This is a genomic window from Streptomyces sp. VRA16 Mangrove soil (assembly GCF_017377775.1).
Classification (GTDB): domain Bacteria; phylum Actinomycetota; class Actinomycetes; order Streptomycetales; family Streptomycetaceae; genus Streptomyces.
On sequence record NZ_JAFVLN010000013.1, the window covers coordinates 121,467 to 142,751 of the forward strand.

Genomic DNA, 21,285 nt, shown 5'->3' on the forward strand with positions numbered 1-21,285 from the left:
GTTCTGGACGCGAGGGGCACACCGGCTCCAACCCGAATCCCACTGAGTCCTTCCCGGCACCCACGACACATACAGCTCATACAGTGCGCATCACCACGCAAAAAGAGTCATGGTCATGCCCGGTCACCGTCGAGGCAGGGACGCTTCTCCGACCGGATCCATCCGGAGAGGCGAGTGGGGTCAGACAGCAACCACATGCACATCCGGCGGCGCCAGCACCTCCAGATAGGCGCGGAGGTCATCCGGATCACTCGTGAAAATCACCGCGCTGCCGTGCCTGGCTGCCGCCAGCGCAACCCAGGCATCCACCGCATCAGGACGCTTCTTGACCGGCAGCGCCGCCCGCCCCAGAGTGGTACCGATGCGCCGCCAGTCAGCAAGGTCCGGACCCGTCGCACAGGCCAGACACTCCGGACGGCCCGCCTTCGTCTCGCGCATCGGCGGCTCGGACGTACGGGCCTGCGGGACAGCACAGTCCTTGAGCACGCCGGACAAGGCGTGCACGAGCGCCGGTCGCGGCCGCCACACCTGAGCCAGGACCGGGCCGAGTACCAGCGCCCGGTGCGGGGCCACCCGCACCCCTTCATGAAGCGCCGTCGCCTTCGCCTTGCGGTCGGCGAGCGCGATGAGCATGCCCGTGTCGTACACCGGCACCCGAGCGTTCACGCGGCATGCCCCGGGCGGTCATGGCCATGGATAAGGCCAAGCGCCTCCTCGACCTCCCGCCGCTCCTGCTCCGTCAGTTCCACGGGCTCCGCGGCCTGCTCGCCGGACAGCTCCCCGGCCTCCCGCTCCGCCCGGGCGATCAGCGCATCCACTCCGGCGAACTGTTCCTCTATGGCGTCACTCTCCGCCATCTGCCGCGTCGCGGCATGCACCAAATACGCCGAGACATCCATGCCGGCGCGCTCGGCGTGCCGTCTGATGCGCTCGGCCTGGGCCTGATCGAGGCTGATGCTGATCCGAGTCTTCGCCATACAGCTAGCGTATGACGCGTATTACGAACCTTCAAGCGGCTATCGGTGCCGGGCCCCGAAGGGGCGATCACGCACGTCGCAACCCAGACAGCCGCCCCCAGCCCGACATCAAGGTGCCCACGCCCTAGGCCGACCACGCGTACTCCCGCTGGTAGTACTCGATGTCGTACCTGGCCTGCCCGAACAGGTCCTTCAGGTCAAACGTGTTCCCCTGCACCGGCACCGCGCCCATGGCCCACCCTCGGTCCGGACACCCTTCGCGGCATCAACTCCCCTGATCCCGCGGCGACTTACTCAGCGTATGGGGCCTCTTGCGGTACGTGAAGAACGCGAACCGCCCGGGGCACCGCGCACCAACGTCGACCTCGGTCGCCCCATCCGGGCCAGTACACGGAGATGCCCGTGCAGGGGCAGCCCCTGCACGGGCATCTCCGGTCCGCCGCCGTCCGGCCGCGCTCAGCTCTCGTCCGGCGCCAGCGTCAACGAGATCGAGTTGATGCAGTACCGCTGGTCGGTCGGCGTGGGATACCCCTCGCCCTCAAACACGTGCCCGAGATGCGAGCCGCAGCGCGCGCACCGCACCTCCGTGCGGACCATTCCGTGCGAGCGGTCCTCGATGAGCTCGACCGCGTCGGAGTCCTTCGGGTCGTAGAAGGACGGCCAGCCGCAGTGCGACTCGAACTTCTCGGTGGACGTGAACAGCTCCGCGCCGCAGGCACGGCAGGAGTAGACGCCCGTGGTCTTCGTGTCCGTGTACTCACCGGTGAAGGCGGGCTCGGTGCCGGCCTGGCGCAGTACCGCGTACTCCGCCGGGTTCAGCTCCGCGCGCCACTGCTCGTCCGGCTTCTCGACGTCGTACGCCATGTCAGGTGCCTCCTCAGCCCTTCAAGTGGTTCAGAATGCGCGGACCGAGGTCCGTGACGTCGCCCGCGCCCATGGTGAGAACGAGATCACCGGGCTTGGCCATTCCCGCGATCGCCGCGACGGCGGCGTCCTTGTCGTGGGCGGCCTGGACGTCGGCGCCCGCGGCGCGGGCCGCGTCGATGATGAGCTCGCTCGTGATGCCCGGGATCGGGTCCTCGCGGGCCGGGTAGATGTCGAGGACCACCGAGGCGTCGGCGAGGGCGAGGGCGTCGCCCATCTCCTTGCCGAGCTCCTGGGTGCGGGAGAAGAGGTGCGGCTGGAAGAGGACGAGCAGGCGCGAGTCGTCGGCCGCCGCGCGCATCGCCTCCAGGTCCGCCGACATCTCGGTGGGGTGGTGGGCGTAGGAGTCGATGACCTGGACGCCGCTCTCCTCGCCCTTGAGCTGGAGGCGGCGCTTGACGCCCGTGTACGACTTGATCGCCGAGGCGAGATTGCGCGCCGGGATGCCCATGGCGACGCCCGCCGCGAGGGCCGCGACCGCGTTGTGCGCGTAGTGGCGGCCGGGGACCGAGACGGTGAAGGTGAGCAGCTTGCCGTCGAGGAGGACGGTGACCTCGCTGGTCAGGCCGCGCGGGGTGATCTTGTGGATCCGGATGTCGGAGGACTCGGACTCGCCGTACGTGACGATGTTGAGGGAGGTCTTCTCGCGGATCCGGCGGGTCAGCTCGGCCGCGCCCGACTGGTCGGCGGCGATGACCAGGGTGCCGCCGGGGACGATCTTCGTCGTGAACGTCTCGAACGACTCGTAGATCTCGTCCATCGACGCGTAGTTCGCGTGGTGGTCGAGCTCGACGTTGAGGATGATCGCGACTTCCGGCTTGTACTTGTGGAAGCTGCGGTCCGATTCGTCGGCCTCGGCGACGAAGATGTCGCCCTCGCCGTGCAGCGCGTTGGAGCCGGGGGCGTCCAGGTCACCGCCGATGGCGTAGGACGGGTTCAGGCCGAGCGAGGAGAGCGAGACCGCGAGCATCGACGTCGTGGTCGTCTTGCCGTGCGTGCCGGCCACCGCGATCGGGCGCAGGCCGTCCATCAGTCCGGCCAGGGCGTCGGAGCGGTGCACGACCGGGATGCCGAGCTCCTTGGCGCGGGCCAGCTCCGGGTTGTCCTCGCGGATCGCGGAGGAGACCACGACGCAGGTGGTGTCCGGGGCGACGTGCGCGGCGGCGTGGCCGATGTGCACCGTGGCGCCGAGCGCGCGCAGGGCCTCGGCAGTGGCGGACTCGCGTGCGTCGCTGCCCGCGACCTGCGCGCCGCGCTGGGCCAGGATCTTGGCGATGCCCGACATTCCGGCGCCGCCGATGCCGATGAAGTGCGGTCGGTCCATGTCGCCCATGGACTGGGGCAGGCCGGATGCCATGCGTGTTTCTCCCCTGGGGTGCCGGTGCGGTGCTGGTGCGTGTGCGGTTCTGAAGCGTGCTGGTCCGGGGCCGGTGCGGCCGCGGGCCGGGCCCAGCCTATTGCCTCGGCCGGGGCCGCCCCGCACCCAGCACCGCGCCTCGCTACGCCTTGCTGTGCGAGAACAGCTTCAGAACCGGCACGCCGACCTTGTGGCGGGCCTGCGAGGCCCAGTCGCGGTGGAAGAACTCCTCGACGTAGTGCGGGTCGGTCAGCACAATCACCTCGTCGGCCTTCACCTCGTCGACCAGGGCCTTGAGAGCGTCCAGGGGGTGGTCCTCGATGAGCCTGCCCTCCGCTGCGCTGCCCGCCTGGCGCAGTGCGGTGAGGGAGACCTGGAGGGCCTGCTCGGCGGGCCCCTTCGCCTCGTCGCCCTCGGGTACCTCGCCCTCGCGTGTCGCCTCGTCCAGTTCGCCCATCGCCACGTCGTCGATGGCGCGCAACAGCCGGTCGGCCTGGTCGCCGCGGGGCTGGAGGAGCACATGGAAGGAGACCTCCTCGTCACCGTGCAGAGTGGTGACGAACTCCACGTCGGCGGACGTCAGGGCCTTCTCGATCATCAATACGCTCGTGAACACGACGGGCGCCCTTCTTCTCCTACCGTGGCCCGTCCTTCGACGGGTCCCTGCGGAACTGCGGAAACCATCCTGCCCCGTGTTTTCACGGGGTCTGCGAGATTTAGTGTGCCCAGCGGAGGCTAAACGGAACGGATCATTCCGGCGAGTGTCGCCTCCGACGGTAACGGGAGAAGAGAAAACCGTCCTCTTCCAGGAGAGAGACCAGCTCGAAACGTTCCGGCACAGCCAGCGTCGAGCCGCCCGCGATGCGCTGGGCGTCCCCGGCGGTGAGCATCGGCGACATCGTCAGACAGAGCTCGTCGAGCACCCGCCCGGCCACGAACTGCCCCAGCATCCGCGGCCCGCCCTCGGTGAGCAGCCTGCGGTGCCCGCGCGCGGCGAGCTCGGCCACGGCGCGGTCCGGCTCGACCGTCGCGCCGTCGCCCGCGAGCAGCACCTCGGCCCCGGCCTTGCGCACGGCCTCGATCCGGTCGGCCGGTGCGCCCGCGCCGGTGATCACGTAGGTGGGCACCAGCGGCGAGGTGAACAGGGGCAGCGAGAGGTCCAGGTCGAGGCTGGCGCTGATCACCGCGATCGACGGGGCCGGGCCCTGGCCCGCCGCCGCACGGCGCGCGGCGAACGCCTCCCGGGCGCGGGCCGGCCGGTACCCCTCCTGGCGGACCGTCTGGGCACCGACCACCACGACGTCGGCGAGGCCGCGCAGGGTGCCGAAGATGCGCATGTCGGTGTCGTTCGAGAGGGGCTGGGAGCGGCCGTCGTGCTGGGCCGCGCCGTCCAGCGTGGAGACCATGTTGGCGCGCAGCCAGGGCTCGTCGCCGGTCCGCGGCGGGTACGCGTAGGCGTCGGCGAGCTCGTCGAGGCTCCACTCCCGCCCCACCGGCCCCACCGGCCGCCCGGGGCTCTCCGCCCCCTCCCGGCCCGCGTGATCTGCTGTTTCGTACGTCACAGGGAACAGGCGTCGCATGACGTGCAGTGTGGCACGGCCACTAAGCTGATGAGCTGTGTCGTCCTCCACCGAAGCCAACGGATCGTCCCCGGTGGGCATCAGCCCCATACCCGGTGCGGCTCCGCTGTCCCTGTGCGCCCGCGAGCCGCACGTCCCCGCCGAACGTCTGGTCGCGGAGATGGTGCCGCCGCCCCGGTTCGCCTCGGCCCGCTTCGACACCTACATTCCGGACCCGAACCAGCCGAGCCAGACCCAGGCCATTCAGGTGCTGAGCGGGTTCGCGGCGGGCCTCGGCGGGGCACACGCCTCCGGGGCCGGCAAGAAGCGCGGGTTCCTCGGCTTCGGCAGGAAGCCCGCCGCCCCGGCGGGCCCCCGCGGCGTCTACCTCGACGGCGGCTACGGCGTCGGCAAGACCCACCTCCTCGCCTCCCTCTGGCACGCCACCCCGGCCGAGCCGCAGCTCAAGGCGTTCGGCACGTTCGTCGAGCTGACGAACCTGGTCGGCGCGCTCGGTTTCCAGCAGACGGTGAAGACGCTCAGCGACCACCGACTGCTCTGCATCGACGAGTTCGAGCTCGACGACCCGGGCGACACCGTCCTCGTCTCCACACTGCTCGGCAAGCTGGTCGAGGCGGGCGTCGCGCTCGCCGCCACGTCGAACACCCTGCCGGGCAAGCTCGGCGAGGGCCGGTTCGCCGCCGCGGACTTCCTCCGTGAGATCCAGGGCCTCTCGGCGCACTTCCGCCCGCTGCGCATCGACGGCGAGGACTACCGCCACCGGGGTCTGCCCGAGGCTCCACCGCCGTTCTCGGAGGAGCAGGTCACCAAGGCCGCGTACGCCACCGAGGGCGCTTCGCTCGACGACTTCCCGCACCTTCTGGAGCACCTCGCGCGCGTGCACCCGAGCCGGTACGGCGCGCTGACGGACGACCTGAAGGCGGTCTGCCTGACGGACGTCGCCCCCGTCCCCGACCAGTCGACGGCCCTGCGGCTCGTCGTGCTCGCCGACCGGCTCTACGACCGCGAGATACCGGTCCTCGCCTCCGGCCGCCCCTTCGACGAGCTCTTCAGCGAGGAGATGCTCAACGGCGGCTACCGGAAGAAGTACTTCCGGGCGATCTCCCGGCTGACGGCGCTGGCCCGGGACGCGAAGGGGCTCGTCCACGCATAGGGGGCTCGTACGGCACCGGAGCGGCAGGGTCACTTCCGGCGGCGGCGCCGCCGCTCGGCCGCACCGGCCACCACGAGGCCCACACCGAGGGCGAGCAGCAGGTAGAAAGCTCCCCACCCGGCGCTGCCCGGCCAGCCCTCGGCCGGGTGCTCGATCCGGTTCAGCACCGTGAAGACCACCCACAGCAGGCCGAGCCTGGTGGCCACCTTCCGCCAGGGCGGCAACGGGAGCGGGTCGACGGGGGCGCCGTGCTCCATCGCCTCGTACGTCATGCGTTCCCATCGGACGACCAGCGCGAGGAGCGTCCCGGGGACCACCGCCACACCGGCGATCGAAGGCGCATCGGAGAACTCGACACGCCACCCTGCGATCAGGCAGATGGACAGCATCAGCACCATGAGCCCCACGCCGAACAGGGCTCCCGAGCGCCCCGGATGCCGCCAGACGCGCCGCTGGAACCGCGTCGGCCGGCGCCGCACGTCAAGGCTCCACTGGCTCCGCCGATAGCGGACCCCGGCCCGGACCACCCATCCGTCGACCACACGTACGGCCTGCAGCAACACCTGGCCCCCCTCCCCGGTAGCGGGAGGCACGGTAGAACAGCGACACGAGTAACCGCACCCCAACTGGCGTTGCTACGCGCGTGGTTCCCGTGACGCGGGACGCGTGATAGACACAGCCGGGTCACAGTTCCTGTCCGCCAGCAGGAGGTTGCACCCATGTCACGCACCGCACGCACCACAGATGCACGACAGTCCGCAACACGACGTCAGATCCTGGCCCGCACCGGCGCGTTGGGGGTGGGGATCGCCTTCGCCGGTGAGCTGTCCGAGCTGTTCGCCGGTTCGGCCGCGGCCCAGGGGAGCTCCGGATACGGCCCGTTGGTCGAGGACCCGGCCGGACTGCTCGACCTGCCGGAGGGGTTCAGCTACAAGGTCCTGTCCCGCGAGGGGGACCAACTCCGTTCCGGGGAAGGCAGAGTACCCAGCAATCACGACGGCATGGCCGCCTTCGGGGGCAGACACGGCCGCGTGCACCTCGTGCGCAATCACGAGAACCGCGTCACGGGACGCATCCCGGTGCCGACCGTGGAGGGCATCACGTACGACCCGATGGGCAAGGGCGGTTGTACGGCGCTCACCGTCGACCGGCGGGGCGACGTCCTGTCCGAGCGGGTCGCCATCGCGGGAACCGCGGTCAACTGCGCCGGTGGGCACACCCCTTGGGGTACATGGCTGACCTGCGAGGAGACCGAGGACAAGGCCGGGACGAACGGCTACACCAAGGACCACGGGTTCATCTTCGAGGTCGACCCGGTCGACCCGCGTCGCTCGGGCGCGGTGCCGCTGACCGCGATGGGCCGTTTCCAGCACGAGGCGGTCGCCGTCGATCCGCGGCGCGGTGTCGTCTACGAGACGGAGGACGCGTTCCAGAAGCCGTTCGGCCTCTTCTACCGGTTCCTGCCCGACAGGCCCGAGGGCGGCCTCGGTTCGCTGCGCGCGGGCGGCCGGCTGCAGGCGATGCGCGTGCCCGGGGTGCCCGATCTGTCGGCGGTCCAGGAGACGGGTGCGACGTTCGGCGGCGTCGAGTGGGTCGACGTGCCCGACCCGCTCGCGGTCCAGACCCCCATCCGCAACCAGGACTTCGGCCCGAAGGGCATCACCCACGCCCAGAAGCTGGAGGGCTGCTACTGGGGCGGCAGCTGCGTCTACTTCGTCTCGTCGTACGCGCGCAGCCGCGAGGGCTCGGCCGCCGACCACTTCGGGCAGATCTGGCGCTACGACCCGTCGTCGCGCCGCCTGACCCTGGTCATCGTGTTCGGCCCGGACACCGATGTGCAGCTGCCGGGCGAGGAGCCCGACAACATCTGCCTCGCGCCCAGCGGCGGCCTGATGGTGTGCGAGGACGGCGAGGGCGCGCAGCACGTCTTCGGCGTGACCAGGAAGGGCGAGGTCTACCCGATGGCGCGCGGGCGGCAGAACATCGGCACGGCGCAGGAGCCCGCGTGGGGCGAGTTCGCCGGGGTCACGTTCGCGCCGGACGGCGACACGATGTACGTCAACTGCTACACGCCCGGGACGACGTTCGCGGTGACGGGTCCCTGGCACCCGTAGCAGTCCCGGCCGCTCCCCCGCACGGCGTGGGGAGCGGCCCCGGCCCGGCGCTGTCCTGATTTGGCCGGTGGGGCGCCGCGTGACACGCGTGGGGCGTGGGCAGGGTGCCAGCATGGACGAACGGTCAACCACAGCTTGGGAGTTCACCGACGACCGCGGGCATCTGGCCGCCGCGCCCGAGCCACCGGCCCGCGTCGCGGCGTACATACAGGCCGGTGCGAGCCTGTGGGATCTCGGGATACGCCCCGTCGGCATCTTCGGCTCGTACCACGACGGGGACCGCCCCGACCGGGCCAAGTCCGGTGCGCTGCCGCTCGACGACATCGCCTACCTGGGCGCGGGGGCGGACCTCGGCCTCGACGCCGTGCTCGGCGTCCGGCCGGATCTCGTGGTCGCGCTGACGTACGGGGGCGGGCAGGTCTACGGGATCGAGCCCGACACGGCGAAGCACCTGGAGGAGCACGTCCCGGTCGTGGTGATCGACGTGGGACAGGGGCGGACGCTGAGCGGCGTACGCGAGCGGTTCGCCGAGCTCGGCCGGTCGCTGGGCGTCACGGAGAGCTCGGCGGCGCTGACCGAACTGACGCGCGTGGAGAACGAGTTGGCGGCGCTGACGGAGGCCGGCGGCGGCGCGAGGCGGGTGCTCGCCCTGTCGCCGGGCGGCCCCGGCAGCGTGCATCTGGCGCGGCCCGCCAAATGGCCGGACCTGAGCGCCCTCACGGGCCTCGGCGTGCACACCGTCGAGCCGCCCGAGGGCCCCGGCGCCAACTGGCACACCGGCTCCTGGGCCGACGCGGCCGAACTCGCCCCGGACATCGTGCTGTTGGACGCCCGCGCCAACGCGGCACCGAGCACGGAGTACGCCGGCGAAGCCCACTGGGCCGCCGTGGCCGAGCGCGCCGTCGTCCTGCCGTGGAACCCGGAGATCCCGGCCAGCGCCACCGCGCACGCGGCGTTCTTCGGACGACTCGCGCGGGCGCTGCGCGGCGACGGCTGAGTCACGCGGGCGAGGCCGGCGTTCAGCCCGACGGCTCGTCCGGGACCGGCTGATCGGGGTGGACACCGCCGGAGCGCGGGGCACCCCTGCGGCCGGTGCCCGACTCGTCGGTCTCCGGCATGGTCTCGTCCGGGGTCGCGGCCTCGTCCTCCCCCCGCTCGCCGGGCACATCGAGCGGATCGCCGTCGTGCGCGCCCGCCTGCTGGTCGGGCAGGTCACGGGGGACCGCCGGCGGACGCCTGCCGGGGGTCTCGGGGCGCACGTCGGGTCCGGGGGCGGGGTCGGGGTCGGGGTTCCTCGTCACAGCCGTCCTTTCTCGCGGTTCGTCTCTCGGGGTTCGTCGGGTCTCCTGCGCCGGTCGGGTTTCCGTGCCCCCGGTTCCTCAAACTCGGCGTTTCCGTCCCGGAAGTTGTGGGCACCCGCGCGGCAGTCCAGGTGCCGTTGAGGGAGACGGAAATGGAGTGGTTGGACGGGGCAGCCTGTGTGCATGAGGACCCCGAGCTGTTCTTCCCGGTCGGCACGACGGGTCCCGCCGTGCAGGACGTCGAGGCCGCGAAACAGGTCTGCCGGCGCTGCCCCGTCGTCGCCGAGTGCCTTGAATGGGCCGTGACGACGGGGCAGACCAGCGGGGTCTGGGGCGGGACCTCCGAGAGAGAACGGACCGGGCTGCTCAGGGCCGAGCGGCGCCGCCGCGCTGTCCGGGCTCATTGACCGGGCCCGTTGAGGGGGCGGCCGGAACGCCTACCCGCGTGGGTGGTTGAGATCGCCCGTCGGCCGCGGGCCGTGCGTGGTTGCTCGCGCAGTCCCCCGCGCCCCTGACCGCCGGCCTCTGGCCGAACCGCCCACCCGCATGGGCAGTTGAGATCGTCCGTCGGTCGCGGGCCGGGCATGGTTGCTCGCACAGTTCCCCCGCCCCTGACCGCCCGCCCCCGGCCGAACCGCCCACCCACGTGGGCAGTTGAGATCGCCCGGCGACCGCAGGCCGCGCATGGTTGCTCCCGCAGTTCCCCGCGCCCCTGACCGCCCGCCCCCGGCCGAACCGCCCACCCGCATGGGCAGTTGAGATCGTCCGTCGGTCGCGGGCCGGGCATGGTTGCTCGCGCAGTTCCCCCGCCCCTGACCGCCCGCCCTCGGCCGAACCGCCCACCCACGTGGGCAGTTGAGATCGCCCGGCGACCGCAGGCCGCGCATGGCTGCTCGCGCCCCCAACAACCGGGCCCACCCCCGAGGCTCACCCCAGGGGACTCAGGCCCCTCCCTTCCCACCCGAGAACCGGCCCCCGGTCCGCACCCCCGTGACCGTCGTCGTACCGAACGCCCACCACACCAGCATCGTCACCCCGGCGCCGGCCAGTGCCCCGGCCGCCGTGTCCGTGAGCCAGTGGGCGTGCAGCCACGTGCGGCTCCACATCATCGTCAGGGTCAGCCCCAGCGCCACCGGCCACCACGCCCGCCGCCGGCCCTCGGGCACGCAGATCGCGCCGATCAGGATCACGGTCGTCGCCATCGTCGCCGCGTGCCCGGACGGGAACGACCCGTGGTCCACCGCCACCAGGGGGTGCGCGGGACGCGGCCGGTCCACCAGGTGTTTGAGGGCCTGCACCGCGATCTGCGTCGCCAGCGTCGCGGCCAGTACCAGCAGGCCCGCCCTGAACCGGCGCAGCACGAAGAGCAGGAGCATCGCCGCCGGCGGGACCAGGCCCCCTTGCGGCCCGCCGAACCAGTTCAGCGCGGAGGCCAGATCCTGCGCAACTCCCTGGTGGGGGCCGCCCATCCAGCCCAGCCAGGTGTCGTCGACCCCCCTGGAACGGCGGGTGCCGGTCCGCCCTGACGGTCGTACCCACCAGCACGGGCACCACGAGCAGGGCGAGCCCTCCGGGAAGCAGGAGCTTCGCGCGGGCAGGCGGGGGCGCGGTGACAACAGACATGTGAGGGCCTTTCCAGGCTTGCCGTACGGCACGACTCGGAGCGCCGAGATAGTTACACGTGTCACTGCTCGCGCGCCAGACCCGGGGACCTGAAGCTCACCGATCGCCGGGCGCCCCCGCGGCGTCAGCCCGTCGACGACTCCCGCACCTCGATGTGCGCCGCGGAGCGGAACCGCTCCCCCGGTGTCACCGAGGGATCCGAGATCAGCCGGTCGACCAGCGCCGCGACCTCCTCCGGTTCGGGCAGCCTCGTGCGGACGCTCGTCAGGCGCGGCCGCAGCAGCCGCGCGAGCAGCAGATCGTCCGCCCCCACCAGCGCGACGTCCCCGGGGATGCCGACCCCGGCGTCCTGCAGCGCCCGCATCAGCAGCATCGCGTACTCGTCGTTGTACGCGAAGACCGCGTCGAGCCCCGACTCCCGTACCCGCGCGGCCACTTGGGCCGCCGACTCCTCCGTGTGGGCGAGCGGCAACGCGGTCACCGACGCTCCGGGAAACACCCGCGCCGCCGCCTCGGCCCCGGCCAGGCGCGGACCGCTGAAGGGTTCGAGGCCGTGTTCGCGCGGCACCACCACACCGAGCCTGCGCCGCCCCCCGGCGAGCAGATGCGCCGCCGCCACGGCCCCGATCTCCTCCTGGTCCATCGTGATCCCGTGCGCCCCGGGCGCGGGCGGCGGGCCGAAGGAGAGCACGGCCCGGGTGCCGGAGCGGCGCAGTATGCCGACGGAGGCCGCGGTGAGCGGGGCGCCGAACGCGGCGAGGACCGCCGCGGGACGCAGCTCGGCCCAGGCGCGGGCGGTGTCCTCGGGCGAGCGGTCCGCCCGGGCGCCGTGCAGCACCCCGGTGTAGCCGTGGCGCTCCAGGGCGGTCTGGAACCGGGCGACGAACGCGGAGAACAGCGGCCCGAAGGCGGGGACCCGGTCGGCCGGCACCGCGATCAGAACCAGCGCGCTGCTGCCGGAGCGCAGCGAGCGGGCGGCGGCGTGCGGCACATAGCCCAGTTCCTGCGCGGCCTTCTTGACCTTGGCCTGGGTGGCGGCGCTGACCTTGCCCGCCGCCTGCCCGTTCAGGACGTAACTGACGGTGGCGCGGGAGACCCCGGCATGGCGGGCGACCGCGGCACTGGTGGGCGCGGGCGCGTTCTGGGCGCGGACGTTGTCGGCACGGTCGTTCATGGCTGATCCGCATCCTTTCACAGCGCCCTGCGCCGCTCGGGCCGGGATTTTCCGCCGGAGGTCTGGCGCGAACCCGACCAGGGGTGCTAAAAACCGTTCACACGCGTCACTTACACGTGTCATCACAGCTCTCGGAGCAGCACGGTGACCCTGCCGCGTCATGTCCCGTACATCCCGTCATGTCCTGTACATCCCGTCATGTCCCGTCTCGTCATGAGGAGGAGGGCAACGTGGCCCTTTCCGCTCAGCGTGGCCCCCGGCCCGACGCCGTCCCCGGCGCCACGACCCCCGCCGGCACCACCGCTCCCGCAGCCACCCCGCGCGGCCTGCTGCCCCTGCTCACGCTCGGCAACACCGCGATGTACACCCTCTACATCGGCGTGGGCGGCGTGCTGCTGCCGCTGCAGATCGAGCACATCGACAAGGCCGACAAGGTCGCGCTGCTCGGTGTGGTGAGCGGTGTCAGCGCGATCTTCGCCACCCTCTTCAACCCGGTGGCCGGAGCCCTCTCCGACCGCTCGGGGCGGCGCAACCCCTGGATCCTGTGGGGCGGCCTCGCCTCGGTCGGCGCCATGGCACTGCTCGGCAGCGTGCAAACGGTGCTGCTCGTGACGATCGCCTGGTGCCTCGGCCAGGCCACCATGAACGTCTTCCAGGCCGCGATCACCTCCGTGGTCCCCGACCGCGTCCCGCTCTCCGGGCGCGGCCGGGCGTCCGCGGCCGTGGGTCTCGGGATGCCCGTCGGGTCGACGCTCGGCGCCGTGCTCGGCGCCGCGTTCACCGACCACCTCGGCACCGGGTATCTGGTGCTGGGCGCGTTCGTCGCCGTCGCCGCCGTGCTGTTCACCGCCTGTACGCGCGAGGAGAAGCGGCCCGCGCCCGAACCGGTGCCGTGGAAGCGGCAGGCGGCGGCGTTCATGAACGCGCTGCGCGACCACGACTTCAAGTGGGCCTTCATCGGGCGGGCGTTGCTCGTCCTGGGGTACTTCTGTGTCTTCGGCTATCAGCTCTACATTCTTGATGATCACATCTCGCTGCCGAAGGGAATGGAGCCCGCCGATGCCGTCGCGATCCTCACGCCGGTCTCCTCGGTGGCGATGGCCGTGGCCACGCTGGTCGGCGGTGTGCTGTCGGACCGGCTCGGGCGGCGCAAGCTCTTCGTCGGAGTGTCGGCCCTCGTCTCCGCCCTCTCGCTGCTGATCCCCGCCCTCTGCCCGACCTGGCCCGCGATGCTCGTCTTCGCGGTGCTCAACGGGCTCGGCTTCGGCTGCTTCATGGCCGTCGACAACGCACTCGTCACGATGATCCTGCCGAGCGACGGCGACGCCGCCCGCGACCTCGGTGTGCTGAACATGGCGAGCGCGGGCCCGCAGATCCTCGCCCCGTTCGTCTCCTCGGTGATCGTGTCGGCGTGCGGCGGCTACACCTCCCTGTTCTTCGTCGGCGCGGCGCTGTCCGTGCTCGGCGCGCTCGCCGTCCGCCCCATCCGGGGCGTGCGCTGAGCACCGTACGTACGTAGCGATACGCGCGCACGCAGATCCACGCAGAGAAAGGCACCCTCGATGAAACTGCACACCCGGGAATGGGGCAGCGGTGACCGCGTCGCCCTGCTGGTCCACGGGATCATGTCGGACCACCGCACCTGGCGCCGGGTGGGGCCCGCGCTCGCCGCGCGCGGGTACCGGGTGATCGGCGTCGATCTGCGCGGGCACGGCGAGAGCGGGCGCGGCGGGTACTCCGCCGAGGGCTTCGCCGACGACCTGGTGGAGACGTTGCCGACGGGCGCGGAGCTCGCCGTCGGGCACTCCCTGGGCGGGATGGCTCTCGCGCTCGCCGTGGAGCGGCTCGCGCCGCGCCGCGCGGTGTACTCGGACCCGGCGTGGGCGCTCGGAAGCACCCCGGTGGACCCGGCGCTGTTCATGGAGTTCCGCGGCGCGAGCCGGCAGATGATCGCGAACCTCAACCCGCGCTGGGAGGAGGCCGACATCGATGTGGAGCTGGCGACGCTCGCGGCCTGGGACCCGCGGACGGCGCTCGCGGTCGCGGGTGAGCACGCGGTCGACCGGACGCCGGAGCGCGCCGTCGTGCCGTCGCTCGTGCAGGCCGCCGACCCGAGCTTCCTGGTCTCCGACGCGCTGAAGGAGGAGCTGGTGCGGCGCGGGTTCGAGGTGCGGACGGTGGCGGGCGCGGGACACACCGTCCACCGGGACGACTTCGACGGTTTCATGAAGTCGCTGGAGGGCTGGCTGTGAGCGGGAGCCGGGTGACCGCGCTGACCACGAGCGGCGAGGTGCGCGGGGAGCGGCTGCGCGGCGGCGTCGAGCGCTACCTCGGGATCCCGTACGCGGCCGATCCCGTCGGCGAGCTGCGGTTCCGCCCGCCGGTGCGGCCGGCGCCGTGGACCGGGGTGCGCGACGCCCGCGCGGCGTCGCCCGCCCCGCCGCAGGGCCCGGACTTCCTCCTGGAGAACGTCGTCGGGGCCGACCGGGTCGCCACCGACGAGGCGGGCTGCCTCACCGTCAACGTCTGGACGCCCGGCGGGAGTACGGTCGCGCGGCCGGTGATGGTGTGGGTGCACGGCGGGGCGTACGTCCAGGGGTACGGGCATCAGGTGTGGACCGACGGCGCCCGGCTCGCCGAGCGGTACGGCGTCGTGGTCGTCTCCCTCAACTACCGTCTGGGCGCGTTGGGTTGGCTGTACGTCGCCGAGCTGCTCGGCGACGCCTACGCCGCGTCCGCCAATCTGGGGCTGCAGGACCAGATCGCCGCGCTGGCCTGGGTGCGGGACAACATCGGGCGGTTCGGGGGCGATCCGCGCCGGGTGACGGTGTTCGGCGAGTCCGCGGGCGGCGGCAGTGTCGCCGCGCTGCTCGGGGCGCCCGCGGCCCGGCCGCTGCTGCACCGGGCGATCCTGCAGAGCCCGCCGCCACGCGAGGTGCACTCCCTCGACACGGCCCGCGAGGCGGCGCGCGCCTATGCCGGGGTGTTGAAGGAGCAGACCGGCAGCGACGACGTACGGGCCGCGACGGCCGGTCAACTCCTTGCGGCACAGGAGGAGTTGATGGCCCGCTCGACCCTCGGGTCGCTGCCGTTCCGGCCCGTGGTGGACGGCTCCGTGCTGCCGCTGCATCCGCTCCAGGCCCTGCGCAACGGCTGCTGCGCGCACATACCCGTGATCGCCGGGACGACCGAGCACGAGGGGCGGCTGTTCGTCGGGCTCGCCGGGCCCGTGGTCGAGGACGAGGTGGCGGCGGCGCTCGCAGCGGACTTCCCGGACGCGGGGCACCGTGAGCGGGCGGACGCCGTCTACCGCGCCCAGGAAGGGGATTCGGCGACCGCGCGGATGGCGGGGATCGTCACGGACCGGCTGTTCAGGGAGCCGACCGACGCGTTCCTGGACGCGGCGGCCGAGGGCGGCGGGCGCGTGTGGTCGTACCTCTTCCGGGAGCGGACACCGGTCCTCGGCGGGCAGCTCGGCTCCCCGCACACGCTGGAGATCCCGTACGTGTTCGACGTACTGGACGCTCCCGGGCTCGACGCCTGGGTGGGGGACGCCCCGGACCAGCGGCTCGCGGACGCGATGAGCGGTGCGTGGGCGCAGTTCGCGCACGAGGGGGCGCCCGCGCATCATCTGCTGCCGTCCTGGCCACGGTTCACGGCGGCCGAACGGGCGACGCTGCTGCTCGGCGGTGCCCTGCCGGGTGATCCGGTGGGCCGGGTGGCGTTTGACCCGTTCGGGGAGCGCAGGGCGCTGTGGGGTGAGACCGCCGTCCAGGAGGACGCCTACTGACCGATTAATCCCATTTGCGGGGTTATCGTCGCGGCGTGATCAGCTACCGCTCCCTCCGCCGTGCCGCTCTGACCTGCGCCGTCGGCGCGCTCGCCCTCGGGGCCACCGCCTGCTCCGGTGGCTCCGAGGCCGCGCCCCCGGGGCGGGCCGGGCGGCCCGCCGCCAGTCCATCGGCCGCGGCGACGCCGACCGGGCCGCCCAGACTCGCCCCGGGCCCGTCCGGACTCACTCCCGTCTTCAAGAACGCCCCGCGCGCGAGAAGCGCGAAGGAGCGCACGGTCGCGCTCACCTTCGACGCAGACATGACCGCGGACCAGGGCCCGCGCGCCGCCGCGGGCGAGCACTTCGACAACCCGCAACTCATCGCCACACTGCGGAAGTTGAAGGTTCCGGCGACGGTGTTCATGACGGGGCGCTGGGCCGACGAGTACCCGGCGCAGGCGAAGGACATCGGCGCCGACCCGCTCTTCGAGGTCGCCAACCACTCGTACAGCCACTACGCCTTCACCGGCGACTGCTACGGCCTGCCGACGGTGCCCGCCCCGAAGATGCGGGCGGACGTGGAGCGGGCGTTCACCGCGTTCCGCAAGGCCGGCGTGCGGCACGTCGTGCCGTACTTCCGCTTCCCCGGCGGCTGTTACGACAGCCGGTCGCTGCGGGCCCTCGCGCCGGCCGGGGTCACGGCGATCCAGTGGGACGTGGTCAGCGGCGACGCGTTCGCGACGGACGCGGGCGCGGTGACCCGGCAGGTGCTCGACGGGGTGCGCCCCGGGTCGGTCGTGGTGATGCACTGCACGCGCAGCGCGGCGCCGACGACGGAGCGGGTGGTGCGGGACGTGGTGCCGGCGCTGCGGGCGAAGGGCTACCGGTTCGTCCGGGTCTCCGAACTGGTCGGGGCGGCGGCCCGCACGTCCTGACGGCCGGGGCGGGGCCCGAGCGTCCTGACGGTCGGGGCGGCGGCCCGAGCGTCCAAACGGTCGGGGCGGCGGCCCGCACATCCTGACGGTCGAGGCGGCGGCCCGAGCGTCCAGACGGTCGAGGCGGGGCCCGAGCGTCCAGACGGTCACGACGACGGCCCGCACATCCTGACGGTCAGGGCGGAGCCCGAGCGCCCTGATGGTCGGGGCCGCGGCCCGCGCGCCGTGACGGCCGAACGCCTACGCTGGACGGTATGGCCGACTACTGCGCTCCCGACGACACCCGCCCCGCCCCTGCCGAGGAGGGGCCGTTCGCCGAGTGCGTGCTGTGCCGGAAGCCGACGGAGTACCCGGAGGCCACGAAGGGCGCGACGCTGTGCCCGGTCTGCGAGTGGCAGGAGGCCCAGCGCACGGCCTGCTCCGGCTAGGGCGACCAGGGCTCAGCGGCGGCCGGAGAGGCGGCAGGCGGCCGCCCCGCAGACCGCCGCCAGCGCCACGGCGCCCACGAGCGGCAGCAGCGGGAGCCTGATCACGCCGTCCTGCGACCCCGTGATCAGGGCGGTCACCGCCGCGCGTGCCGGAGAGCCGGGCGCTACCAGGGCGAGCAGTGCGCACAGCAGCATGGCGGCTACGCCTGGACCGGTGGCCCGCACCACCGGCCGGACGGTCACGGCACCCACCGCGGCGCCGACCAGCGCGCACACCAGCATGGCGAGGAACCCGGCGCCGACCGCGGGCAGCACCGCCAGCTTCACCCGGTGATCGGTACTGGCGGCGTCACTGATCAGGGCGACGACGCCGGTCGTCACGGTGCCGATGACGGCCGTCGCGAGGAACCCGGTGACCAGGCTCGCCAGGTGAGCGCGCCAGGGCCCGGTCGCGGCGGCGGTGCAACTGCGGGCGGCGGGCGGCTCGTTGGAGACGCAGATCCGCACCAGCCAGGACCCGACCGGCAGCAGGAAGGCGGCGGCGTACCCGAGCGAGTCGAGCACCGGCTGCCCGCTCTGCACGCCGACGCCCACGAAGGCCGCGTACAGAACCACGGGCGCGAGCCAGCGCTGCGAGCGCAGCAGCAGCCCGGACTGATAGGCGAGAAGGGCGCCGCTCATCGGCTCTCCACGGGGTTCTCCACGGGGTTCTCCGCCGGGCTCCCGACCGGCTCGCGCACGGCGGTGATGTGCCACGGCGGGCGGGCGTTCAGCAACGTACGCAGGACGAGGTCGGAGTGGGTGACGGGCGCGGCGACCCGGACGGTGCGGGCGTCGACACGGCTGAGGGTGTGCGGGCGGGGCAGCTCGGGCGGCTCACCGGCGCCGCGGGCCTCGATCACGACCTCGTCATACGGTCCTGATGAACCGTCACCATCGCTCACCGTCACCAGACTTGTTCCTTCGACGGCGTGCACGGCGTCGACGCTGCCCGCCAGGCGGCGCGGATCGTGGTCGACGAAGACGACGGCGCCACCGGCGGCGGTGCGTTCGGCGACGGCGCGGTCGAGTTCGGCGCGGGCGGCGCTGTCGAGCCCGGTCCACGCCTCGTCGAGGACCAGCAACTCCGGTGCGGCGAGCAGGGCTTGGGCTACGGCGACCTTCTGGCTGCTGCCCTTGGACAGCTCGGCGAGCGGGGTGTTCGCGTACGCGTCGGCACCGAACCGTTCCATCCACTCACCGGCCCGCCGCGCCGCCTCCGCGCGGGCGAGTCCGTGGACGCGCCCCAGATGTGTGAGGTAGCCGAGCGCGGTGCAGGGCAGGGCGGCCGGGAAGCGTTCGGGGACGTACGCGGTGCGCGGGCGGCCGACGACCCGGCCCCGGCCGGGCGCGTCGATCCCGGCGACGATCCGCAGCAGGGTCGACTTTCCGCTGCCGTTGGCTCCTCGTACGCGGATCAGGGCCCCGGGCGGCACGGTGAGGTCGATGTCGCGCAGCACCCAGGGGCCGCCGAGTCCGTAGCGGCGCCCGACGCGTTCGAGGGCGATGAGGGAGGCGGTGCGCATGGGGACATCGTCCCGCACGCCCGCGACGGCCGGGGACCCCGCACGGGAACTCTGCGGCTACTGGCAGACTGGAGGTCGTGACCAGCGACGACACCTCCGCCGACAGCCCCTTCCGCTCCGAGCCCACCGCGCGCGACGAGGCGCCGCAGTTCGTGCTGCCGCTCGTCGTGCACATCGAGCGGGCCGCGCCGCCGGCCCGTACCGACGCGCTGGAGACGGCGGCCCGCGCGGTGCTGACGATCCTCTCCGACGAGCGGTCCCTCGGCGACGGGGAGTGGGCGCAGGCGATGCGGGACTGGCAGGACGCCCGGATCCGCAAGGTGGTGCGGCGTGCCAGGGGCGCCGAGTGGCGGCGGGCCGAGGCGCTCGACGGCATCACGGTCACGGGCAGCGGCGGCACGGAGGTCCGGGTCTATCCGCCGGTCCCCCTCGACGGCTGGCCCAAGGACCTGGCCCGCCTCCAGGTCTCCGGCACGGACCTCGACGACCCCGAGCCACCGGCCCCCGCGGACCCGGCGGGCGTGACGTTGTGGCTCAACCCGGACCTGGACATGACCGCGGGCAAGGCGATGGCTCAGGCCGGGCACGGCGCCCAACTCGCCTGGTGGGAACTGCCGGAGCCGCGCCGCAAGGAGTGGCGTGAGGCGGGTTTCCCGCTCTCGGTCCGGGTCGCCGACGACCCCGCCCGCTGGACCGCCCTGACCCGCGCGGGCCTCCCGGTGGTCCGCGACGCAGGCTTCACGGAGATCGCGCCCGGCTCGTGCACGGTGGTGGCGGAGGGTCCGCGCGACGGCAACTGGCAGCCGGACCTCGGCCACGTCTGAGCCTCCGGCGTCCGCGCGAGCCTGCCTGAGCCTCCGGCACCCGCGCCGGCCCAACTGAGCCAACGGGCAACCGCGCGCGGCCCGTCAGTGATCGCCCTCCCGGCTCGCTCACAGGGATCGCGAAAGGCCCCGCACCGGCAACTGCCGGCCGGACCTCGATCACGCCTGAACACCCGGCACCCGCACCGGCAACTGGCAGCCGCAACTCGCCCACACCCGGCACCCGGCACCCGGCACCCGCGCGAGCCCACACCACCGGCACCCACCGGACCGCGCCCCACCGGACCGCGCCCCGCGGGCAACGCCCCACGCGCAGCGCACCACGCACCCCACTCACAGCGCACGCACCACGGACCGCACCCCACGCACAGCGCCCTAAATGCCATTGCCCCGCCCTCGACCGCCTGACAAGATCGCCCGCGGCCGGTACGGCAGGTTCCGGTCCGATGCGTGACTGGTCTCGCCCCCGAAGGGCCGACCGTCGCCGTCCCTTCCTTCCGCCGGCCGGTCCGCGACGTGCGTCGTCCGGCGGTTCTCTCGCGCCCGAAAGGTGCCTGCATGACCTTCACCAGCAGTGCCAGCAGTACCGCTCCACGTCTGTCCGCCGTGTCGGGACCGGGCGCGGAGCTCGATCAGATCCTCGATCTCACCTGCGCCGAACCCGTGTGGCGGCTGCCCGCCGACGCGTACCGGGAGGAAGCCGCGCAGCGGCAGTACCGCCCGGAGTGGACCTGGGCGGCCTGGAGCCCGGACGGCCGGGTGCTGGCCCGCGCCCTGTGGTGGGGGCAGAGCGACAGCGCCCACCCCATCGCACTCGACTGTCTCGCCGTCGCCGACGAGGTGCCCGCCGCCGAACGCGCCGCGCTGGGCGCCGCCCTCCTCGACGCGGGCCACCAGGCGTTCCGCGCGACGGGCGCCGAGGCCCCGCCGCTGTACAACCTCATGAAGCTGCCCGGCGCATGGCGGGACGACCCCGCGCACGTCGCCGCCGTGACCTGGCGCCAGGAGGCCGCCCGGCGCGCGGGACTGACCGTCGAGGTGGAGCGGCTGCAGTTCGAGTGGACGCCGCAGGATCCGCTGCCCGCCGAGCCCGAGCACCTGGTGTTCACCCCGGAACCCGACGACGAGGTCTTACTCCGGGCGATGCTGCGGGTCGCCGAGGGCACCCTCGACGCCCACACCCTGGAGAGCGAGGCGGCCACCGGGCCGGAGGCCACCGCCCGCGAGAGCCTGCAGTTCTACCTCGACCGGCCGGGCAAGCGGGAGTGGTGGCGCCTCGCCCACACCCCGGACGGCACCCTGGCCGGCCTGGCGATACCGTCGGCCACGCCGTACAGCCGCAACGTCGGCTACCTCGGCGTCGTCCCCGAACTCCGCGGCCGCGGCCACGTGTCGGAGATCCTCGCGGCGATCACCCGCTTCCAGGCGGCGGAGGGCGCCGAACGCGTCACCGCCACGACCGACCTCGGCAACCGCCCGATGGCGGCGGCGTTCACCCGCGCCGGGTACCGCACGACGGAGACCCGGCTCATCTTCTCGGCGCCGGTGGCGTAGCCGC

General features: G+C 73.0%; 23 protein-coding genes. 11 read left to right on the forward strand and 12 right to left on the reverse strand.

Features of this window, described 5'->3' with window-relative positions:
* Window positions 1-180: 180 nt before the first annotated feature.
* The 6 genes from J3486_RS30340 to J3486_RS30365 form a co-directional block, all read right to left on the reverse strand.
* Window positions 181-633, reverse strand: coding sequence for a hypothetical protein (locus tag J3486_RS30340; RefSeq protein ID WP_229378848.1), 453 nt, complete (start codon window positions 631-633; stop codon window positions 181-183).
* A gap of 29 nt (window positions 634-662) precedes the next feature.
* Complete coding sequence (locus J3486_RS30345) at window positions 663-977, reverse strand: ribbon-helix-helix protein, CopG family (RefSeq protein ID WP_207826020.1); 315 nt, start codon at window positions 975-977, stop codon at window positions 663-665.
* 456 nt (window positions 978-1,433) lie between these two features.
* On the reverse strand, window positions 1,434-1,841 hold the full coding sequence (msrB, locus tag J3486_RS30350; RefSeq protein WP_207826022.1) for a peptide-methionine (R)-S-oxide reductase MsrB: 408 nt from the start codon (window positions 1,839-1,841) through the stop codon (window positions 1,434-1,436).
* A gap of 13 nt (window positions 1,842-1,854) precedes the next feature.
* Window positions 1,855-3,258 carry a UDP-N-acetylmuramate--L-alanine ligase gene (gene murC, locus J3486_RS30355; RefSeq protein ID WP_207826024.1) on the reverse strand — a complete coding sequence of 468 codons (1,404 nt, stop codon included), beginning with the start codon at window positions 3,256-3,258 and terminating at the stop codon, window positions 1,855-1,857.
* A gap of 142 nt (window positions 3,259-3,400) precedes the next feature.
* Complete coding sequence (locus J3486_RS30360; protein WP_207826026.1) at window positions 3,401-3,874, reverse strand: indole-3-glycerol phosphate synthase; 474 nt, start codon at window positions 3,872-3,874, stop codon at window positions 3,401-3,403.
* A gap of 133 nt (window positions 3,875-4,007) precedes the next feature.
* The gene (locus tag J3486_RS30365; protein ID WP_229378849.1) at window positions 4,008-4,838 is read right to left on the reverse strand and encodes a pyrimidine reductase family protein; all 831 of its coding nucleotides are present in this window, start codon (window positions 4,836-4,838) and stop codon (window positions 4,008-4,010) included.
* Window positions 4,839-4,875: 37 nt separating this feature from the next.
* Between J3486_RS30365 and zapE the strand changes: the two genes are divergently transcribed.
* Complete coding sequence (gene zapE, locus J3486_RS30370; RefSeq protein WP_374194790.1) at window positions 4,876-5,991, forward strand: cell division protein ZapE; 1,116 nt, start codon at window positions 4,876-4,878, stop codon at window positions 5,989-5,991.
* 29 nt (window positions 5,992-6,020) lie between these two features.
* Here the strand turns inward: zapE and J3486_RS30375 are convergent, their stop codons facing one another.
* Window positions 6,021-6,554 carry a hypothetical protein gene (locus tag J3486_RS30375; protein WP_207826035.1) on the reverse strand — a complete coding sequence of 178 codons (534 nt, stop codon included), beginning with the start codon at window positions 6,552-6,554 and terminating at the stop codon, window positions 6,021-6,023.
* Window positions 6,555-6,710: 156 nt separating this feature from the next.
* Here J3486_RS30375 and J3486_RS30380 point away from each other — a divergent pair, with 156 nt between their 5' ends.
* Both J3486_RS30380 and J3486_RS30385 read left to right on the forward strand, forming a co-directional pair.
* Window positions 6,711-8,105: an alkaline phosphatase PhoX gene (locus J3486_RS30380; protein WP_207826036.1), complete on the forward strand. Its 1,395-nt coding sequence runs from the start codon at window positions 6,711-6,713 to the stop codon at window positions 8,103-8,105.
* Between the two features lie 112 nt (window positions 8,106-8,217).
* The gene (locus tag J3486_RS30385; protein WP_207826037.1) at window positions 8,218-9,102 is read left to right on the forward strand and encodes an ABC transporter substrate-binding protein; all 885 of its coding nucleotides are present in this window, start codon (window positions 8,218-8,220) and stop codon (window positions 9,100-9,102) included.
* Window positions 9,103-9,124: 22 nt separating this feature from the next.
* Here the strand turns inward: J3486_RS30385 and J3486_RS30390 are convergent, their stop codons facing one another.
* Window positions 9,125-9,406, reverse strand: a complete 282-nt coding sequence (locus J3486_RS30390) for a hypothetical protein (RefSeq protein ID WP_374194791.1) — start codon at window positions 9,404-9,406, stop codon at window positions 9,125-9,127.
* 152 nt (window positions 9,407-9,558) lie between these two features.
* On the opposite strand from J3486_RS30390, the gene J3486_RS30395 reads away from it, so the two are divergent.
* Window positions 9,559-9,813: a WhiB family transcriptional regulator gene (locus J3486_RS30395; protein ID WP_207826038.1), complete on the forward strand. Its 255-nt coding sequence runs from the start codon at window positions 9,559-9,561 to the stop codon at window positions 9,811-9,813.
* A 534-nt stretch (window positions 9,814-10,347) separates the two neighbouring features.
* On the opposite strand, the gene J3486_RS30400 is transcribed toward J3486_RS30395, so the two are convergent.
* Complete coding sequence (locus J3486_RS30400) at window positions 10,348-10,875, reverse strand: phosphatase PAP2 family protein (protein WP_207826039.1); 528 nt, start codon at window positions 10,873-10,875, stop codon at window positions 10,348-10,350.
* 278 nt (window positions 10,876-11,153) lie between these two features.
* On the reverse strand, window positions 11,154-12,203 hold the full coding sequence (locus tag J3486_RS30405; RefSeq protein ID WP_207826040.1) for a LacI family DNA-binding transcriptional regulator: 1,050 nt from the start codon (window positions 12,201-12,203) through the stop codon (window positions 11,154-11,156).
* Between the two features lie 230 nt (window positions 12,204-12,433).
* Between J3486_RS30405 and J3486_RS30410 the strand changes: the two genes are divergently transcribed.
* The 5 genes from J3486_RS30410 to J3486_RS30430 all read left to right on the forward strand — a co-directional run bounded on the left by J3486_RS30410 (window position 12,434) and on the right by J3486_RS30430 (window position 17,338).
* Window positions 12,434-13,705, forward strand: a complete 1,272-nt coding sequence (locus tag J3486_RS30410) for an MFS transporter (protein WP_307804998.1) — start codon at window positions 12,434-12,436, stop codon at window positions 13,703-13,705.
* 60 nt (window positions 13,706-13,765) lie between these two features.
* The gene (locus J3486_RS30415) at window positions 13,766-14,455 is read left to right on the forward strand and encodes an alpha/beta fold hydrolase (protein ID WP_207826043.1); all 690 of its coding nucleotides are present in this window, start codon (window positions 13,766-13,768) and stop codon (window positions 14,453-14,455) included.
* Entirely contained in the window at window positions 14,452-15,993 is a 1,542-nt protein-coding gene (locus tag J3486_RS30420) for a carboxylesterase/lipase family protein (protein ID WP_207826044.1), read from the forward strand. Before J3486_RS30415 ends, J3486_RS30420 begins: the two co-directional genes overlap by 4 nt.
* A 35-nt stretch (window positions 15,994-16,028) precedes the next feature.
* Window positions 16,029-16,910 (forward strand): polysaccharide deacetylase family protein, encoded by an 882-nt coding sequence (locus J3486_RS30425; RefSeq protein ID WP_307804999.1) that lies wholly within the window; start codon window positions 16,029-16,031, stop codon window positions 16,908-16,910.
* Window positions 16,911-17,164: 254 nt separating this feature from the next.
* On the forward strand, window positions 17,165-17,338 hold the full coding sequence (locus tag J3486_RS30430; RefSeq protein ID WP_207826046.1) for a hypothetical protein: 174 nt from the start codon (window positions 17,165-17,167) through the stop codon (window positions 17,336-17,338).
* Between the two features lie 12 nt (window positions 17,339-17,350).
* Here the strand turns inward: J3486_RS30430 and J3486_RS30435 are convergent, their stop codons facing one another.
* Together J3486_RS30435 and J3486_RS30440 are read right to left on the reverse strand one after the other, a co-directional pair.
* Window positions 17,351-18,019 (reverse strand): ABC transporter, encoded by a 669-nt coding sequence (locus J3486_RS30435; RefSeq protein WP_207826049.1) that lies wholly within the window; start codon window positions 18,017-18,019, stop codon window positions 17,351-17,353.
* Window positions 18,016-18,903, reverse strand: a complete 888-nt coding sequence (locus J3486_RS30440) for an ATP-binding cassette domain-containing protein (protein ID WP_207826057.1) — start codon at window positions 18,901-18,903, stop codon at window positions 18,016-18,018. The genes J3486_RS30435 and J3486_RS30440 overlap by 4 nt, the downstream gene beginning before the upstream one ends.
* A gap of 77 nt (window positions 18,904-18,980) precedes the next feature.
* On the opposite strand from J3486_RS30440, the gene J3486_RS30445 reads away from it, so the two are divergent.
* Together J3486_RS30445 and J3486_RS30450 are read left to right on the forward strand one after the other, a co-directional pair.
* Entirely contained in the window at window positions 18,981-19,727 is a 747-nt protein-coding gene (locus tag J3486_RS30445) for a peptidyl-tRNA hydrolase (RefSeq protein WP_207826059.1), read from the forward strand.
* Between the two features lie 558 nt (window positions 19,728-20,285).
* The gene (locus J3486_RS30450) at window positions 20,286-21,281 is read left to right on the forward strand and encodes a GNAT family N-acetyltransferase (protein WP_229378850.1); all 996 of its coding nucleotides are present in this window, start codon (window positions 20,286-20,288) and stop codon (window positions 21,279-21,281) included.
* Window positions 21,282-21,285: the final 4 nt, after the last annotated feature.